Raw genomic sequence first — 17853 nt, forward strand, 5'->3', positions numbered from 1 at the left:
ACGCAGAGCCGACAGTCCCCTCTGGGAGGAGGGCGCTTGTCGTCTCGTTTTCGTTTGAAGGAAAGCGGTGAGGACAGTGAAAGAGAAGACAGGCCCCTGCGCGACGGACGCGCGGGACGACCTCGGCGAAGCCGCGTCTGTTAGGCCTTCGCGCGCACCGAACGAGAAGGCTTCGACGCCGCCGTTCAAGCGGCTGTTCATGTTGGCGGCTCCCCGCAAGGGGACGTACGCGGCCTCCATCGCGCTCGCCGTCGCGGGCGTGGCGTGCGGCTTTCTGCCGTACGCGGCCGTGGCGGCCATGGCCGCGGCGCTCGTGGAGGGCGTGCGCGACTTCGGGTTCTACCTCGCGTGGTGCGGCGTTGCGGCGGCGGGGCAGGTGGCGAAGGCGTTTTTGATGGGGTGGTCGACCACCGTCTCGCACGCGGCCACGTTCGCGGTGCTCTCGGAGGTGCGCCGCGCGCTTGCGGCGAAGCTTTCGCGCATGCCGCTCGGCTACGTGCTGGACACGCCTTCGGGCAAGCTGAAAGCCGCTTTCGTGGAGCGCGCCGAGCAGCTGGAGGTGCCCCTTGCGCACGTGGTGCCCGAGCTGACGGCGAACCTGCTCGTGCCGCTCGCCATCGTGGCCGTGGAGTTCGCGCTCGATTGGCGCATGGCGCTCGCCTCGCTCGCCACCATACCGGTGGGCTTTCTGTGCTACGCCGTTGAGATGCGCGATTACGCGCAGAAGTACGGCGCGGTGGTGGCCGCGAAAGGCCGCATGGGGGCCGCCATCGTGGAGTACATCGGCGGTATCGAGGTCATCAAGGCGTTCAACTAGTCCGCAGCGTCCTACGCCAAGTTCGCCGACGCGGTGCGCGCGAACTCGGGGCTCATGATGGAGTGGAGCCGCACCACGCTGCCGTGGACGGCCATCATGATGAGCGTGTGGCCGGCGGTGCTCATCGCCGTGCTGCCGCTCGGATGCCTGCTCGTGATGGACGGGTCGCTTGCCGTGCCGACGTTCATCACCGTCACGGTGCTGTCGCTCGGCATCATGGGGCCGCTGTTCGCCGCCATCATGTTCACGGACGAGATCGCCAAGATCGCCACCATCGTGGGCGAGATCGGCGAGGTGCTCGACCAGCCGGAGATGGAGCGCCCGAGCGAGCGCGTGTGCGTGCGAGGGCATGCGGTCGAGCTTGCCGGCGTGGAGTTCTCCTACGGCGGCGCGCCCGTTCTGAAGGGCGTGGACCTTGCGGTGGGCGAGGGGCAGACGCTTGCGCTCGTGGGACCTTCCGGGTCGGGCAAGTCCACCATCGCCAAGCTCGTGGCGTCGCAATGGGAGGCCGACGCCGGCGCGGTGCGCATAGGCGGGGCCGACGTGCGCACCATGCCGCTTGAGCAGGCGAACGATCTGGTGGCCTACGTGGCCCAAGACAACTACCTGTTCGACGACACGGTGATGAACAACATCCGCATGGGCCGCCCCGGCGCCTCCGACGACGAGGTGGTGGCGTGCGCCGAGGCGAGCGGCTGCCACGGGTTCATCGAGGGCCTCGAGCGGGGGTACCTGACCGCGGCGGGCGGCTCGGGCGGGCGCCTCTCGGGCGGGGAGCGCCAGCGCGTCGCCGTCGCCCGCGCCATGCTCAAGGACGCGCCCATCGTCGTGCTCGACGAGGCCACGGCCTACGTCGACCCGGAGAGCGAGGTCGCCATGCAGGACGCCATCGCGCGCCTGTCGCGCGGCAAGACGCTCATCGTGGTGGCGCATAGGCTGTCCACCGTCACCGGCGCGGACAAGATCGCGGTCATCGACGATGGGCGCGTCGCGGCGTGCGGACGGCACGGGGAGCTGTTGGAGACGTGCCCGCTGTACGCGGACATGTGGAGGGCGCACATCGGCTCTGCCGATGCCGCCGATGACGAGGCGCCCGCGTCCGCGGCGTGCGAGGAGGTGCGCTGATGCTTGCCATCTACCGAAAGTTCTTCCGGTTCGCGGGAAGGCACGCGCGCGACTGGTACGTGTCCATCGCGCTCGAGTTCTTCCAGGCCATCGCCATCGCGATGGAGATCGTCCCTTTGTTCGTCGTGCTGCGCGACATGCTGGCGGGCACGTTGTCCGCGCAGACGGCGCAGGCGGCATTCGGGATCATGGCGGCCGCGGTGGCGGCTCAGGCGGTGCTGCACTACGCGAGCCACAAGCGAGAGATGCGCGCGGCCTACCTCATGCTCGACGACAAGCGCATCTCCATCGGCGAGCGCCTGAAGCACGTGCCCATGGGGTTTTTCAACGAGCGCAGCCTGGGCAACCTCACAGCCATTTGCACCTCCACGATGGAGGACATGGAGAGCATGGCGGGCGCCATCGTGGTGCGCATCCTCACGGGCATCATGCACGCGGCGGTGCTCTCCGTCGGATTTGCCTTCGTCGATTGGCGCGTGGGGGCGGTTCTGCTTGCGGGCATCGCGTGCATGCTGTGGGTGAACTCCCGCATGCTGGCCATGTCGCAAAGGCATTCGCCCGTGCGTCTGGCCGCGCAGATGCGCCTGGTGGACGGCGTGCTGGAATACTTGCAGGGACTTGCCGTGGTGAAGTCGTTCAACCTCATGGGCAACGCGACCACCTCGCTCGAGCGCACCATCCGCGAAACCGAGCGGCAGAACTTTTTCCTGGAGAAGAAGAGCATCCCCTACACCGTGGCCCAGCAATGCGTGCTGCGCCTGTTCGCGGTGGCGGCGGTGGCGCTGTCCGTCTGGCTGCATCTGGCGGGCGAGATGGAGCTGTTCGAGTGCCTGCTCATGATCGTCGGCGGGTTTTTCGTCTACAGCCAGATCGAGCAGTCCGGCTCGCTTGCGTTCATGCTGCCGATGGTGGACGCGTCCATCGACCGCGTGGAGGAGGTGGACTCCACGCCGCTCATGGAGGAGCACGGGGACGTCGAGCGGGCCGCCGACGCGGGGATCGTCCTTGACGGCGTGAGCTTCTCGTACGGAGAGGGGAAGGGGGCGCGCACGGTCGTCGACGACGTGAGCCTGTCCATCCCCGCGGGGACGACCTGCGCCATCGTGGGGCCGTCCGGGTCGGGCAAGACGACGCTCGTGAACCTCATGGCGCGGTTTTGGGACGTGGACGCGGGCGCGGTGCTCCTTGGCGGCGCAGACGTCCGCGACTGGAAGCTCGACGCGCTCATGGGCAATTTCTCGATGGTGTTTCAGAACGTGTACCTGTTCAACGACACGGTGGAGAACAACATCCGCTTCGGCCGGCCCGAGGCCACGCACGAGGAGGTGATGGCCGCGGCCCGCGCGGCGCGCTGCTACGACTTCGCACGCGCCCTGCCGCAGGGCTTCGACACGGTGATCGGGGAGGGAGGGGCCACCGTGTCCGGGGGCGAGAGGCAGCGCATCTCCATCGCGCGGGCGCTTCTGAAAGACGCGCCGGTGGTGCTCCTCGACGAGGCCACGGCCAACGTCGATCCCGAGAACGAGGCCGACCTGGTGGCCGCTATCGAAGCGCTGTGCGCGCGCAAGACCGTGGTGATGATCGCCCATCGGCTGAGCACCGTGCGCCGTGCGGACCAGATCGTCGTGCTGGACAGCGGCCGCATCGTCCAGCGCGGACGCCACGACGAGCTCATGTGCGAAGACGGCCTCTACCGCCGCTTCGTGCAGGGCCGCGAGGCGGCGCTCGGATGGAAGTTGTGAGGGGCGCCGCCCCGCCGCAGACCGTCCGGCGGGGCGGCCGGCGAAGGCGCGCGCCCGGCTTGGCGGGCGGCCTCGCGCCGCCGATTGAGAAGACGGCCCGCGGCGCGCGGGCCGGACGATAGGGCGTTTCGACGAAAAGGAGGCTTCACCATGGAAAAGACAACGCAGCAGGCGCCGCGCGGCGCGAAGCGGCAGATCGAGCAGAAGCGGGGCATCGGGGTGCGCGATTTGGTGACGTGCGCGGTGTTCGCGGTCATCTACTTCGTCATCTTCTTCGCGTGCGGGTGCCTGGGGATGATCCCCATCATGGCGTATTTGTTCCCGTTGCCGCTCGCCCTCGTGTCGGGCATCTCCCAAATGCTGTTCTACACGAAGGTGAGAAGCTTCGGCATGGTCACCATCATGGGCGCGCTCATGGGGCTGCTCACGTTCTTGATGGGCTACGGCCCCATCGGCCTTGGCTTCGGCATCGTGTGCGGGCTGGTCGCCGACCTCATCTTGAAGGCAGGGGGCTATCGCAGCGTCAAGGCGGCCATCGCGTCGCACTGCGTGTTCTCGCTGTGGATCGTGGGCACGCAGCTTCCGATGTGGATCATGACCGAGGCGTACTTCGAGCCGTACCGCGCCTCGCAGGGCGACGCGTATGTCGACGAGATGATCTCGCTCGTGTCGGGCGGCATGCTGGCCGCCGATCTCGCGGGCATCGTCGTATGCGCGCTTGTGGGCGCGTTCATCGGAACGAAGGTGCTGCGCAAGCACTTCGAGCGCGCGGGCATCGCGTGATGGCGGGCGCCTCGTCTGCCGCGCCCGCCGCGGCCGAGCCCGTCATCCTCGGGGCGCGCGAGGGCTTTTGGCTCGATCCGCGCACGAAGGTGGTCATGCTCGTGTGCGCGAACGTGACGCTTCTGGCCTCGGGATACTCGCTTGTGGGGTTCGCGCTCAAATCCGCGGCGGTGGCCGTGACGGTCGCGCTGCTCGCCCAGGCGGGGCGCCGCGCGTTCGCCTTCGGGTTCTCCACGGCGTTTTTGGCGTCGCTTGTCTTGGAGCTGCTCAACGAGGGGGTCTTGCTGGAGGCCCTCGGCGCGACGAGCCCGCTCGCGGTGCTTCTGCGCCTCGTGACCGCCATGGTGCTGTCGTTTCTTCCCGGCACCGTGTTCGCGTACTACCTGTTCGCCACCACCACGGTGAGCGAGTTCGTGGCGGCGTTCGAGCGGCTGCGCCTGCCGCAGAAGGTGATCATCCCCTTCGCGGTGGTGTTCAGGTTTTTCCCGACGGTGCTGGAGGAGTACCGCTCCATCCGCGATGCCATGCACTTGCGTGGCGTGGGATGGAGGTGCGGGCCTGTCGCGATGGTCGAGTACCGGCTCGTGCCGCTCATCGTGAGCCTCGTGAAGATCGGCGACGAGCTGTCGGCGGCCAGCGTCGCGCGCGGCCTTGGCGGCGAGGCGCGGCGAACGAGCCGCTGCCAGGTGGGCTTCGGGGCGGCGGACATCGCGCTTGCGGCGCTCATGCTGGCGCTCGCGGCGTTCACCATGACGAAGGGGGTGCTGGGATGGTAGGGAAGGGCGGCTGCGCGTCGGACGCGCGCGGCGGGGCGCCTGATGCGGGGCCGGAGGGCGCGCTTGCGGCGCCGCGGGGCGCGGCAGCCGTGCGGAGGGCCGGCGGCGGTTCCCCGGACGCGCGCGGCGGGGTGCCCGTGAGCGTGCGGCACGTGTCGTTTCGGCACAAGGGCGCGCCGGAGGGCTCGTATGCGCTCGACGACGTGTGCGTGGACGTGCCCGCAGGGCAGGTGGTGGTTCTGTGCGGGCGGTCGGGCTGCGGCAAGACCACGCTCACGCGCCTCGTGAACGGCCTCGTTCCCCAGTTCTTCGAGGGCGATCTGTGGGGGGAGGTGCGCGTGGGGCCCGCCGACGGCACGGGCGCACGCGCGTCGGGCGGTCGCGCGGCGGCGGGCGTGGGCGCGGCGGGCGTGGGCGGCGCGGCGTGGGCGGCGCTCGATCCGAGCGAGGAGCCCATCGCGCGCACGGCGGCGCTCGTGGGCAGCGTGTTCCAGAACCCGCGCAGTCAGTTCTTCAACGTGGACAGCACGAGCGAGCTGGCGTTTTGCTGCGAGAACATGGGCTGGGACGCGGAGCGCATCGACGCGGCCGTGCTGGATGCGGTCGAGCGCTTCGGGCTTCGCGGGCTGCTCGACCGCAACCTGTTCAAGCTCTCCGGCGGCGAGAGGCAGAAGATCGCGTGCGCGAGCGTGTCGGCCCACGGCCCGCGCGTGCTCGTGCTGGACGAGCCGGCCTCCAACCTGGATGTGCGCTCTGTTCGCATGCTCGCGGACGTCATCGCGCGGTGGAAGGCCGAGGGGCGCACCGTCGTCGTGGCCGAACATCGGCTGGGCTACCTCATGGACGTGGCCGACAGGTTCGTGCTTTTGGAGGAGGGGCGCGTCGCGTGGGAGAAGAGCGCCGCGCAGCTGAGCGCGCTTTCGGACGATCAGCTGCATGCGGCGGGCTTGCGCTCGGTGCGCCCCGTGAGCTTCGCCGCCGCGTCGGCAGCTGCGTTTGCGCCACCTCGGCTCCCTGCGCCCGCGCGCCCGTCGTCCGCGCCCGCGCGCCCGCTCCCTGCGTCCGCGCATGGCCGTTCGGGAGGGCGCGGTCTTCCGACGGCTGCGGCGGGGGAGGGCGAAGACGCGCCGAAGGCGGGCGCGGCGAAAGGGGATGCGACAGCGGGCCTCGAGGTGCGCTCGCTGCGCTTCGCTTACGGGCGGAGCGGGAAGGCGGCCGTCGACGTGGAGGGGCTTTCGTTTCCCCGCGGAGCGGTCGTGGGCGTGCTCGGCGACAACGGCGCGGGCAAGTCGACGTTCGCGCGCTGCGTGTGCGGGTTGGAGCGCGGATGCGAGGGGGAGGTGGCCGTGGGCGGGCGCCTCTGCTCGAACGCGCGGCGCCGGCGGCTCTGCTACCTGGTCATGCAGGATGTGAACCACCAGCTGTTCACCGAGAGCGTGCGCGAGGAGGTGGCGCTGTCCCTGCGCAACCGCCCCCGCGATCCGCTGCGCGGAGAGGCCGCCGCGCCCGTCGTCGACGCCATCCTCGAAGGTCTCGACCTCGAGAGTCTGGCCGAGCGGCATCCCATGGCGCTTTCGGGCGGCCAGAAGCAGCGCGTGGCCATCGCGAGCGCGGTGGCCGGCGAGCGCGCGGTGTGCGTGTTCGATGAGCCGACAAGCGGTCTGGACTGGGCGCACATGCTGGACACCGCCCGAAACCTGCGCGACCTGTCGGCGCGCGGCGTGACGAGCTTGGTGATCACGCACGATCCGGAGCTCGTGGCCCAATGCTGCGACCATGCGCTGCTCATGGAGCGGGGGCGCGCGGCCTGGTGGGGCCGCCTCGACGATCCGCAGACGGCGCGGCGCGTCGAAGGGTTTTTCGGGTGAGCGGCGCGCGATGCGTGCAGGCGCGAAGGAGGCGAGGGCGCATGGCCGTCCGGGAATCGGGCGAAGACTATCTGAAGGCCATCCTTGCGATCGGTCGCGAGCGCGGGTTCGTGCGCGCGGCCTTAAGCGGTTCGCGGTTGCGGCTCCTGCGTCGGCTCGGTGGCGGAGGAGGCCGGAGGGCCGTCCGCCCTTCGGTCCGACGCGGGCGCGCCTTTGCGCTGGAAGCGAAAAGGCGCGCGGAGTTGCTGATGGCGAGGGCCGATCCGGCGTTGTGCGCGAGCGCGCCTGCCACCGGGCCAAGGAGGCCGACCATGGCGAGCGCGATGACGACGAAATTGAGCGTCCGTCGAGAACGTCATGTTCAGCTTGATGATGGTCATCATGCGCTGCGAGACGGCGATCACGTGGGGGAGCGCAGCGGTGTCGTTGCGCACGAACGCGATGTCGGCGGCGTCCATGGCTCTGTTGCTGCCCGCGCCGCCCATGGCGATGCCGGCCGTCGCGCGCTTGAGGGTGGGTGCGTCGTTGATGCCGTCGCCCACCATGCGAACCGGCGCGCCACCGTCCTCGAAGCGCTCGATGGCGCGCAGCTTGTCCTCGGGCAGGCAATCGGCCTCCACGTTGCAGATGCCCGCTTGCTTGGCAAGGCACGACGGCCATCACCTCGGGGCGGCCGTGGGTGAGCGCCCCCGTTTTCGTTGAGTTCCTCTTCTCGCGCCCGTTGCGCTTCCCGATCAATGCGACTCGCACCTGCCGGGGTGCTGCTTCCCGCCGTGAGGCGCGATGGGGTATTATGGAGGAAAACTGCGCGAGTGCGAACGGGGGACATGCCTATGAAGGACCTGGCGGAGAAGCTTGAGCGCATGCTGCCGTACTTCGATGTGGATCCGGGCGGGGCGTACGCGATGCACGCGCGCCGGCATCCTGTGCGGCCGTACCGCGGCTGGCTGTGCGTCGTCCCCATCGCGGTGTCCGCCTTTGTCTGCGGGGCCCTTTTGCGGTTCATCGAGTTCGACGAGGCCATAGAGCCCCTCCCGCTTTCCCTGTACGTCGCGGCCATGGCGGCCGCCGCCGCGCTTTTGGTCCTTGCGTTCGACCGCGCATGCGCCGTCGAGACGAATCCGCTTTCCAAGGGTGCGGGAGCCGCGCTGCTTTTGCCCGCGACGTGGCTTGCGTCGGTGCTTTTGACGGGCGTCCTCACCGAGACGGTGCTGTCCTTCCTGAAGGGGGAGGCCATCACGATCCTCTGCGCGGGCGTGCAGCTTGCCGCGCTGGCGGCGGGCACGGCCGTGCTCTTCGCCGACGAGCTGCGGCTTTCCCGATCAGAGGGGGCGAGGGAGGAGCTGCGGTCGTTGGAGGGGTCGCCGGGGTTTCAGGAGTTTTACGGCAGCGAGGCGAACGTGCGGCGCGGCTGGAGGAGCCGGGGCGGTCGCCGGGGGTTCAGGACGGTCGAGAACGCCGAACTGGTGGATAGGTTCGAGCTGGGGGAGCGCCTGCGGGCGCCCGAAGTGATGCGGCCGGAAGGGGAGGGCGACGACGCCCGCGTCTTGCGCGGCTATCGGGAGTTCGTGCAGGGCGAGCCCTTCCGGCGCCTTGCGAAGGATCGCGGTGACGGGGGTCTGCTGCGCCTGTTCTCGGTAACCGATGGAAAGGTGCGCGTTCGCGGGAGCGAGGGGGCCGGGTACCTGCTGCTGGTCCGGGACGCCTTGGCGCTCCTTCCCGCGATGCCCTTCGACGTCGAGCGGCTGGGCGCGCTGGAGTCGTTCGCGTTGCCGGGCGCCCAAACGCCGAACGCAAGCCGGGCCGCCGCCGAGCTTGCGGGGCAGCGGCCTGTCAGGGAGCTTGCGGAGCGCGCCCGGCTGCTGCGCGAGCGGTGGGAGGCGTTCGCGCAGCAGGCGAAGGAGCCTGTTGCGGACGAGCTGGCCAAGCGCGAGGCGCTTTCGGGCCTGCTCGCCCGCCGCGCGCAGGGCTGGAAGGTGCTGCGGGACGTTCGGCTGGATCCGGGGGACGAGGCCCCGGCGTCCGACATTGTCGTGGTCTGCCCGCATGGGGTGTTCGCCGTCGAGGTGAGGCGCTTGGACGCTGCGGAGCCGTGCCGGGTTGAGGTGGGCAAGGACGGCGCCTGGCGCAAGGTGAGGAAGGACGGGCGCTGCAAGGAGATGGGCGCGGCGTGCCGGCAGAACTCCCGGCGGCGTCGCTGCGTGCGGCATGTGGTGAACGAGGCGCTGGACAGAGGGCGCGAGGACCGCCTGCCCGTGACTCCGCTGATCGCGTTCGCGGGCGACGTGTTGAAGGTGAAAAACGATTCGAGCCTCTCCGTCGTCCGCGCATCCAAGCTGGTGGGCGAGATAGGCAAGCGTCCCGTCTGCCTGAGCAAGCGGCAAGTGGAGGCGGTGGCGGTTGCGCTTGAGGAGCGCGCGCTTAAGCCGCCCGAGCTCTCTTTGCCGAACTTCGGACTGGAGGTTCTGGGGCGCTACCTTGACGTGCAGCGCCAGGCGAGCATCGTGCTTCCCCAGATAGAGCCTTTGCTGAGCGTTCTTCGGACGCTGGCGGCCATTCCCGATCCGCCCGTGCGCGATGTCGATCTACTATCGGCTGCCGAAAGCTTCGCGCTCGTTCTAGCTGACGACGAATCCGAGTACCGCGCCCCTGTGCGCAGGGCCGCCGTCTCGCACGGGGGCGGCGGGGAGGACCGCGGGGGATCGCGTTCGTGCGACGACGAGTACGAGCGTGCGGTGGGGAGCTGCGAGTACGGCAACTCCTACTCATATTCCTGGTACGAACCGGGCTACGTGTCCTACAACGAGGAGCTGCGGGACACCATGGGCATGAACCAGTACCCTTAGGGCAGCGTTCCCGGTCGTTTTGAAACGGCGAAGCGCGCTTTCGCGCTGGCGATGCGGAGGCGCGATGGTGTTTGGGCGCGCGGGCGCTCGGACGTGGTAGGATGCGGGGATGCGACCGACCAGAAACCCGCAAGGAGAGCCCGTGCCCCAGAGTCAGGAGAACACGCCGACCCAAAGCAACCGGCCGGATTCCGCCGTCGGCGGCGTGCCGAGGCGCGCCGTGATCGGCGACGACGATCTCAAGCGCATGCTGTCCCAGAACAAGCCGAGCTTTCTGCAGCGCAATGCGGGGTGCATGGTCACCCTTGTCCTCATCGCGCTCAACGTGGCGGTGTACGCGGTGGAGGTGCTGCTCTCCGGCATGCGCGTGGACGTGTCGACGCAGGTGCTGGTCGAGATGGGCGCCATGTACGCGCCCTTGGTGCGGTCGGCCGCCGACCTGTACCGCTTCGTCACGCCGATGTTTCTGCACATGGACCTCATGCACCTGGCGTTCAACATGGTGGCGCTCTACAGCGTGGGCGAGGTGCTGGAGCGCACGCTGGGCAAAGGGTGGTTCGTCGCGCTGTATTTCGTGGGCGGCATCACGGGCAACGCCGTGTCCTACGCTGCCGACGTGTTCCTGGGAAGCGGCGCGTCGGTGAGCGCGGGTGCGTCCACGAGCGTGTTCGGCCTGTTCGTGGCCGTGGCGTTGCTAGGTGTGCTCCATCGGGGCAACCGGTCGGTGTTCGCGCAGTACAGCAAGGGCATGCTGGGGGTCATCGCGGTCAACGTGGCCTACACCTTGCTGGTTCCGGGCATCTCGGTGAGCGGGCATCTGGGCGGCGCGCTGGGCGGCGCGGCGGCCATGCTCATGCTGCCGGCGCGCAGCCTGCGCGTGCCCGCCGCCGTGCGCGTCATCGTGGCCGTCGCGTGGGCGGGCGCCTTGGGGTGGCTGCTCGTCTCGCGGGGTTTGATCGGGTAAGAGGGGTCTTTTCGAGCTGCGCCTCTCAGGCGGCGAACAGCTTGCGGATCTCCGCCGCCAGCTCGCCGCGCGCGAGCGCGACGGTCGCCAGCAGCAGCGCTCCTGCCGCAGCCGCGCTCGCGTACGACGGCGCAGGCTGCTCGGTCAGCCCCGCCGCCGCGAGCGCGAGCGGCACCAGGCCCAACGCCACGTCGAACAGCAGGTATTTCGCGTAGCCGGCGACGAACGTCCCTTTGAGCGCCGCCAGCAGCACCGCGTCGAACGCAAGGGAGACCAGGCAGACGCCGGGTATGGCGAACGTGGTCACGGACATGTCGCGCGTGGCGAGAAACCACACGCCCGCCAAGGCGAGCAGCAGCAGGAAACACCGTGAGACGATGCGCAAAACGTCGGGGCGGCGAGCGATGCAGTTGCGCACGAACAGGTAGTTCAGCACAAGCGCCGCCGCGAGCGCCGCGACGGCGCCGACCGGGATCTTGAGCAAAAACCCCGCCGCCGCAAGCGCCAAGGCCGCGGCTGCGGCGGCGAACGCGAGCACCCGGCGCGCCCGCGCGCCCGCCACGCGCACCTCGCTGATGGGGAACACCGAGGGCTCGGCGGCGCCGGTCAGCGGAAAGCGGCACAGAGGGCACCGGTCAAGGTTGCCGGAGAAGCGCACGCCGCAGTGCTCGCACCGCCTCATCGCGCGCCCGCCTCCTCTCTTGCGCCGCTCGTGTGCATAAGGCCCTCGATGCCGCGCGCGGAGAAGAGGCGGCAGAAGTCCCGCACGACGCCGAGGTCGCGGTACGCCGAAGAGATGCCGATGCTCAAATCGTCGCCGAAGGTGCACGCGACGAAGTTGAGCCCCGTCGTGGAGGTGAACACGTTGATGTTGCGCACGTGGGCCGCCACGCGCTCGTCCAGCTGGATGCGGCCAAGGCTCGAAACGGTGGTGGTGACCTCGCGCGCCGTCAAACGATCGGCCGCCGCGAGGACGAGGTCCTTCATGAACAGGGGAGACAGCCGCAAAAGCGGGTTCTTCTCCAGGGCCACCATGCGGTTCATGCGCGCTTTGAGGCGGTCGGGCTGGGTTTCGGCGCGCAGCTGCTCTTGGATGCGCTGCGCCACGCGCTCGACGGGCTCGTCCTCGCTTTTAGGCGTGTAGGAGACGAACGCCAGGCCGAAGAAGTTCTTGACGCTGAGCGATCCGAACAAATCCCGCAGGTCGACGGGGACGTCGAGGCGGATGGCGCGGCCGCGCTCGCGCTCGCGCGGGGTCATGCGGTCGCGGATGGCGCACACCGCCGCCGCTATCACGAGCGAGGTGAGGCTCACGCCGCAAGAGCGGGCCAGCTCGAGCACGCGCGCGGCGCTCAAATGGTATTCCAGGTACGTGGGGTCGCCCGGATCGCGCCGACCGGGAAGGCGGTAGGCTGCGAGGGAGGGGGAGCGTCCCGCCTTGTCGCGTTCGAAGTGCGCATCGAAGCTGTTCTCGGCTTTCTGACGGTCGGTCCCTTCGTAGTCCGCGGCAAGGCCCTCCACTCCGTAGCGCTCCTTCGCGTAGAACGAGAGAAGGGCTTTGAACAGGCTCAGCGTTCCGCGCCCGTCCGAAACCATGTGCGAGACCTCCAGGTTGACGCGGTCGCGGTGCCAGCTTGCGCGCAGAAGCGGGCTTTTCGCGTGGACGTGCAGGCCGTAGCAGATGGGCAGGCTCTCGCGCATGACGGCGGGCGGCTCGTCGGACTGCTCCAGGTAGTGCCAGAACATGCCGCTGCGCAGCCGCACGTTGAACCCCGGGAACAGCTCCACGGCCTGCTCTAACGCCCGTTGCAAGGCGGCCTCGTCCACCTCGTCGGCCAGCGTGGCCGAGTAGCGGAACACCGTCTGGTTGGGGCTTCCGGCCTGCGCCGAGTAGAACTTCCCCACGTTGTCTAGTCGGTGCCAAGCAGCCCGAGCCACGTCCGCTCGCCCCTTTCCGTCAGCTCGTCCCCGTCGAGGAAATGCTTCATGATGCGATAGGTGTCCTTGACGATGTCCAGCACCGAGGGGTAGAGCAGGTACCCGTGCACGGCGTTGAGCATCCGGTAGCACTGGACCTCGGTTCCCTCCAGCTCGCAGCGCGCGGCGAACGCCTCGCCCTCGTCGCGCAGCGGGCAGTACTCGGCGGTGATCACGAGGGTGCGGGGCAGCCCCGAGAGGTCGTCTGCCAAAAGAGGGGCCAGGTCGGGGTTGGAGAGGTCGGCGGGCGAGGAGGCGTACAGGTCCATGTAGTCCATGACGTCGCGCGCGGTGAGCAGGTAGTCCTCGCCGTTTTCCCGCACCGAGTCGAACCAGGAGGTGCGGGGGTCGTGGTCGTTGTAGGTGGCCGGGTAGAGGAGCATCTGGGCTTTCGGAAAGAACGCGCCGCTGTCGCGCGCCATGAGCGACACCACCGCGGCCAGGTTGCCGCCGGCGCTGTCGCCGAACAGCACGATGCGGTCGGGGTCGGCGTCGTCAAGGAGCTGGCCGGCGAACAGCTGGCGCGCCACCTCGTAGCAGTCGTTGGGCGCCTGGGGGAAACGGTGCTCGGGCGCGCGACGGTAGTCCACCGACACCACGCGCCGCTCCAGCCGAAGCGCCATGGCGGTGCAGGCGTCCAGGTAAAAGTCCACGTTTCCGTTGACCCAGCCGCCTCCGTGGAAGAACAGGATGGTGCCGCGCGACTCCTCGCGCACTTTGAGGCCCTTGGCCAGGGAGAGGTCGATGTCGAGCGGCGTGAACACGCGCAGGGGCACCTGGTGGCCGTCGGGCATGGGGGCGAGCTTCTCCTCGATGCGGCAGCGCGGGTTGGGGACGGAGAGCTTCGCCAGCACGTCCTCGGCCACACGCTGCGCCCCGTAGGACGTTTTGACGTCGGGCTTGAGCCGCGAGGCCGCCTTGAACGCGGCGAGCACCGCTTTGTTGAGGGGCATGGAGGCCCTCCTTTCAGGAAAGGCGCCGCGGGCCGGGCCCGCGTGCCGTGCGGCGGATCGGGTGCGCCGCCGCTCGGTTAATCGTAGCACAGGGGAGCGTGCCGCGGGGCGCGGGGAGGGAAAGGCGCGCCAGGTTGTTGCTTGCGGGAGGGGCCGCGCGGGGGCGGCGCGGAAGGCCGGCTTGCCGATCCCGCCGTTTCCCGCGTGCGTGCGGTTTTCGAGGGCTTCCGAGCGGAGTTTCGCGGCGCGCTTAGCAGACGCTTTGGTATGATGGCGCCAATCAAGACGAAGCGCTTGCCTGCGTGCAGGTTGGCGCGAGGAGCGAGGAGTTGCCATGTACGGACTGAAAACGGAGGCCAGCTTCGACTCGGCCCACTTCCTCACCGACTACTACGGCAAATGCGAGAACCTGCACGGGCACCGCTGGCGCGCGGTGGTCCACCTGGAGGTCGACGACGTGCAGGACGCGGGCACCATGCGCGACATGGTGCTGGACTTCGGCGTGTTCAAGCGCGCCGTTCGCGACTTGGCCGAGGAGTTCGACCACACCTTCCTCGTGGAGGAGGGGTCGCTTTCCGAAGCGACGCTCGCGGCGCTTGCCGCAGAGGGGTTCAGCCTGACCGTGCTCCCGTTCCGCACGACGGCCGAGAACCTGGCGCGCTGCTTCTGCGAGCGCCTGACCGAGGCGGGCCTGCCCGTGGCGCAGGTGGACATGTACGAGACGCCGAACAACTGCGCCGTCTACCGTCCCCGGTGAGCGCGCTTGCACGCGATGCGGCGGACGGCTAGGAGCTTGCGTTTCGACGTAGCGCGCGAAAGCTGTGCGGCGTGACGCCGAAGCGGCTTTTAAACGCCTCCGAAAAGCTTCCCTGGCGCGCGAAGCCCACGGCGGCCGATACGGCGGCCAGGGAGTCGTCGGTCTGCGCGAGCAGCTGGCAGGCGCGCTCCATGCGGCGCTCGCGCACCCACCCCATGGGCGTTGTGCCCTCGATGTCCTTGAACAGGCCGGTGAGCTTGCTCGCGCTCACGCACGATGCCTGGCACATGTCCTCCAGCGAAACGGCCTCGCCCAGATGCTCGCGCGCGTAGGCGCAGGCGAGGTTGAACGCCGTGCGGTCGGCGGGGCGGATGCGCGCACTACCTTTGCGCTGCAACGAACCCCACCAGTCCACCACGAGAGCGCACGCCTCCACAGCCTTGCTCTCGTAGTACGCGCGCGCCACCGGTTCGCCGGGGCACACACGCCGCACCTCGTCGAACAGGCGCAAAAGCGCCAGGTTGCGGTGCGTGCCGTCCAGAGCCGAGATGGCCGAGGCCAGCGTGAGCGGGTCCGTCCCGATGCGCGCCGCCATGGCCGCCGCGCCGCCCGGTGTGAGGGCGAGGCTTGTCACGGCAAGCGGGCTGCCGGGCCGCACGACGTTGCGGTAGAAGCTGTCGCGCCAGATGTAGCCGAGGAGCGTGCCCGTCTCCACGCCGTCGTCCACTTTGGAGAACGCCGTGAAGTAGGGGATCATGCCGCGGCCGTAGCTGCCGAAGCACAGCATGTCGGCGCAGTGCATGGACATGTCGGTCGCTCGGCGAAACTCGAGGTCGAACACGGCGAAGGCCGCAGTGCCGTCCAGGGGGTAGTACCAGTACGTGCCCTGGCCCCAGGCGGGGTCGATGCGCCAACCGCGTCCGCAACGGCGCAGCTCGCCCTCCTCGAAGGGGATGCCGTGCATGGCCCTCACCTGGGGGGCGAACATCTCTTCTATCGCCGTCGCGCGTTTGATGCCGCGGGTTGCCATGGCTGGTCCTCTCCTTTCCGGATGGCGGGAAGGGGTGGCGGGTGCGCGGGCTTGCCGTCGGGCGGCGTGCCCGGTGCCGCTTTTCGCGTCGCATGCCGGCGCGTTGGCATGCGACGCGCTGCCCGTGCTCCCGTTTTTCGGCGCGGTCGCATCCTTTTTCGGCGAAAACGCTCCGATGGCGCGGCAAGCGGCTCCTTTTCCCCGTTCCCGTTAATATGTTAGCCATGGCTAATAGTAAGGGAGCATTCCGGGAAACGCAAGCGGCGCCGATTCGGTGCGCCAGGGCGGCGTGCGCGCCCGCTTCCGCCCCGGCCGTCCGCGTTCGCGGTGCGCTCGCGCAGCGCAGGCTCGACCCGCGTGTGTCCGTGGCCATCCTCGTGCTGCTGAACGCCATCGCGTTCTCGCCGAACACGATGGGCGCGCACTTCGTCATGGTGGGGCTGTGCGCCGTGGTGTGCGTGTGGTGCGGGCGGGCGGCTTCGGCTGCGCGCTGGTGCGCGGTGTACGCGGCGGTCACGGCCGTCGGCTACCTGTCGCTGCTCGCGCCCAGTTCGGCGTCGGCATCGTTCGCAGTCATTCTTGTGGTGGTGCGCTGCGTGTTCTGCATCGGCATGTTCGCCTCGAACATGATCGCCACCACGTGCGTGGGCGAGCTGGCTTGCGCGCTGCAGCGCGTCTACCTGCCGCGCCACGCCATCATCGCGCTGTGCGTGGCGCTGCGGTTCTTCCCCACGATGACAGCCGAGTTCGCCTCAGTGGTGGAGGCTATGCGTGTGCGTGGCGTGCCGCTTGGCGTTCGCATGGTGACGACGCATCCCGTGCGCGTGATGGAGGGCCTGCTTGTGCCTGTGATGAGCCGCCTTGCCATCGTGGCCGACGAGCTGGGCAACGCCGCCACCGTGCGCGGCATGGACTCGTCGCGTCTGCGCACATCGTACTACGACCTGCGGTTGCGCGCGATGGATTGGATCATGCTGGTGGCGTTTTCGGCGGTGGCCGCGTTTTTGCTGGGCGTGCGGATGGGCTGGTGGTTCGCGTGAGCGCGCCGGTGATCGAGCTGCGTGATGCGAGCTTTTCCTATGCTGCGTCAGATGGAAAGACTGATGTTGCAGCACGTGAATCGCGGGAAGCGGACGCGCAGACGATAGAAGACGCGCGTGCGGAAGGGGCGGACGCTGGGTCGGGTGGCGGCTCGGGCGTGCTGGTGCGCGGGACGGCCTCCGTTTTTGGCGTGGACCTTGTGGTGCATCCGGGGGAGTGCGTGGTGCTTACCGGGCCGTCCGGGTGTGGCAAGACCACGCTCACGCGCATGGTAAATGGCCTTATTCCTGCCTTGTATGGAGGCGAGATGTCCGGCGAAGTACGAGTGCAGGGCATATCTATGGACCGGTGGGAGATGGACGATCTGTCGTGCGTTGTGGGCAGCGTGTTCCAGAACCCGCGCAGCCAGTTCTTCAATCTGGACACCACTTCCGAGGTGGCGTTTGGTTGCGAGAACATGGGCGTGCCGCAGGACGAGATGCACGTGCGCGTGGCGGCCGCCGTGCGCGAACTTTCCATCGAGAGTTTGATGGAGCGCGACATCCGCGCGCTGTCCGGCGGTGAGAAGCAGTTGGTGGCCGTGGCGTCGGTACATGCGATGGAACCCTCTGCGTTCGTGCTGGACGAGCCCACCGCCGCGCTGGACGTGGACGCGATGAAGCGTTTGCGCGACGTGGTGGCGCGCTTGAAGGCTGCCGGCAAGGCGATCCTCGTGGCCGAGCATCGCCTGTGGTGGCTGGCGGGCGTGGCGGACCGCATCGTGCTCATGGAAGACGGCCGCATCGTCTGCGACCTGCCCGCCGACGAGTTCGCCGCGATGCCCGCCGTCGAGCGAGCGCGCAAGGGCCTGCGCGCCTGGGACATTGCCGAGGTGGGGCCGGCTTCCGAGGACTTGGAGGACCAGGGCGGCGGCGAAGGACGTGCCTCCCTTGAGACGCGCTCCCTTCCCGAGCAGCCCCTCCTCGAAGTGCGTGGCCTTGAAGCGCGCTACGGGCGGCGCGGTGCGGCGGTCGTTTGCAATTGCGGGTTCTCCGCGCATGCGGGCCGTGCGGTGGCGCTTGTGGGTCGCAACGGGGCGGGCAAGACCACGCTTGCGCGCTGCCTTGCGGGGCTGCACGCCGAGAGCGCGGGCGAGGTGCGGGTGGCGGGGCGTCCCCTCGGCCCGCGCGAACGG

General features: G+C 69.1%; 16 protein-coding genes. 11 read left to right on the forward strand and 5 right to left on the reverse strand.

What is annotated here, in order from left to right:
* Positions 1-67 precede the first annotated feature (67 nt).
* The 6 genes from ACWKY3_RS09350 (at position 68) to ACWKY3_RS09375 (ending at position 7111) form a co-directional block, all read left to right on the forward strand.
* Positions 68-817, forward strand: coding sequence for an ABC transporter transmembrane domain-containing protein (locus ACWKY3_RS09350; protein ID WP_449316134.1), 750 nt, complete (start codon positions 68-70; stop codon positions 815-817).
* A gap of 33 nt (positions 818-850) precedes the next feature.
* Positions 851-1942, forward strand: a complete 1092-nt coding sequence (locus tag ACWKY3_RS09355) for an ABC transporter ATP-binding protein (RefSeq protein WP_449316135.1) — start codon at positions 851-853, stop codon at positions 1940-1942.
* The gene (locus tag ACWKY3_RS09360) at positions 1942-3684 is read left to right on the forward strand and encodes an ABC transporter ATP-binding protein (protein ID WP_449316136.1); all 1743 of its coding nucleotides are present in this window, start codon (positions 1942-1944) and stop codon (positions 3682-3684) included. The genes ACWKY3_RS09355 and ACWKY3_RS09360 overlap by 1 nt, the downstream gene beginning before the upstream one ends.
* Positions 3685-3834: 150 nt before the next feature.
* Positions 3835-4467 carry an MptD family putative ECF transporter S component gene (locus ACWKY3_RS09365; RefSeq protein WP_449316137.1) on the forward strand — a complete coding sequence of 211 codons (633 nt, stop codon included), beginning with the start codon at positions 3835-3837 and terminating at the stop codon, positions 4465-4467.
* Positions 4467-5243 (forward strand): energy-coupling factor transporter transmembrane component T, encoded by a 777-nt coding sequence (locus ACWKY3_RS09370; RefSeq protein WP_449316149.1) that lies wholly within the window; start codon positions 4467-4469, stop codon positions 5241-5243. The genes ACWKY3_RS09365 and ACWKY3_RS09370 overlap by 1 nt, the downstream gene beginning before the upstream one ends.
* Complete coding sequence (locus tag ACWKY3_RS09375; protein WP_449316138.1) at positions 5237-7111, forward strand: ABC transporter ATP-binding protein; 1875 nt, start codon at positions 5237-5239, stop codon at positions 7109-7111. The genes ACWKY3_RS09370 and ACWKY3_RS09375 overlap by 7 nt, the downstream gene beginning before the upstream one ends.
* A gap of 122 nt (positions 7112-7233) precedes the next feature.
* On the opposite strand, the gene ACWKY3_RS09380 is transcribed toward ACWKY3_RS09375, so the two are convergent.
* Positions 7234-7731, reverse strand: a complete 498-nt coding sequence (locus ACWKY3_RS09380) for an HAD family hydrolase (protein ID WP_449316139.1) — start codon at positions 7729-7731, stop codon at positions 7234-7236.
* A gap of 213 nt (positions 7732-7944) precedes the next feature.
* Between ACWKY3_RS09380 and ACWKY3_RS09385 the strand changes: the two genes are divergently transcribed.
* Complete coding sequence (locus tag ACWKY3_RS09385) at positions 7945-9957, forward strand: nuclease-related domain-containing protein (RefSeq protein ID WP_449316140.1); 2013 nt, start codon at positions 7945-7947, stop codon at positions 9955-9957.
* A 142-nt stretch (positions 9958-10099) separates the two neighbouring features.
* On the forward strand, positions 10100-10921 hold the full coding sequence (locus ACWKY3_RS09390; protein WP_449316141.1) for a rhomboid family intramembrane serine protease: 822 nt from the start codon (positions 10100-10102) through the stop codon (positions 10919-10921).
* 25 nt (positions 10922-10946) lie between these two features.
* Here the strand turns inward: ACWKY3_RS09390 and ACWKY3_RS09395 are convergent, their stop codons facing one another.
* The 3 genes from ACWKY3_RS09395 to ACWKY3_RS09405 are packed head-to-tail and all read right to left on the reverse strand — an operon-like array spanning position 10947 to position 13851.
* Entirely contained in the window at positions 10947-11603 is a 657-nt protein-coding gene (locus tag ACWKY3_RS09395; protein ID WP_449316142.1) for a DUF6320 domain-containing protein, read from the reverse strand.
* Positions 11600-12859: a phthiocerol/phthiodiolone dimycocerosyl transferase family protein gene (locus tag ACWKY3_RS09400; RefSeq protein WP_449316143.1), complete on the reverse strand. Its 1260-nt coding sequence runs from the start codon at positions 12857-12859 to the stop codon at positions 11600-11602. The genes ACWKY3_RS09395 and ACWKY3_RS09400 overlap by 4 nt, the downstream gene beginning before the upstream one ends.
* Positions 12832-13851, reverse strand: coding sequence for an alpha/beta hydrolase (locus tag ACWKY3_RS09405; protein WP_449316144.1), 1020 nt, complete (start codon positions 13849-13851; stop codon positions 12832-12834). The genes ACWKY3_RS09400 and ACWKY3_RS09405 overlap by 28 nt, the downstream gene beginning before the upstream one ends.
* 334 nt (positions 13852-14185) lie before the next feature.
* On the opposite strand from ACWKY3_RS09405, the gene ACWKY3_RS09410 reads away from it, so the two are divergent.
* Positions 14186-14608 carry a 6-pyruvoyl trahydropterin synthase family protein gene (locus ACWKY3_RS09410; RefSeq protein WP_449316145.1) on the forward strand — a complete coding sequence of 141 codons (423 nt, stop codon included), beginning with the start codon at positions 14186-14188 and terminating at the stop codon, positions 14606-14608.
* A 28-nt stretch (positions 14609-14636) separates the two neighbouring features.
* On the opposite strand, the gene ACWKY3_RS09415 is transcribed toward ACWKY3_RS09410, so the two are convergent.
* On the reverse strand, positions 14637-15638 hold the full coding sequence (locus tag ACWKY3_RS09415) for a helix-turn-helix transcriptional regulator (protein ID WP_449316146.1): 1002 nt from the start codon (positions 15636-15638) through the stop codon (positions 14637-14639).
* A gap of 224 nt (positions 15639-15862) precedes the next feature.
* Here ACWKY3_RS09415 and ACWKY3_RS09420 point away from each other — a divergent pair, with 224 nt between their 5' ends.
* Positions 15863-16678: an energy-coupling factor transporter transmembrane component T gene (locus ACWKY3_RS09420; protein ID WP_449316147.1), complete on the forward strand. Its 816-nt coding sequence runs from the start codon at positions 15863-15865 to the stop codon at positions 16676-16678.
* The coding region (locus ACWKY3_RS09425) for an ATP-binding cassette domain-containing protein (RefSeq protein ID WP_449316148.1) at positions 16666-17853 on the forward strand (1188 nt) is incomplete at its 3' end. The genes ACWKY3_RS09420 and ACWKY3_RS09425, both read left to right, overlap by 13 nt.

The organism is Rubneribacter sp. (assembly GCF_965361815.1).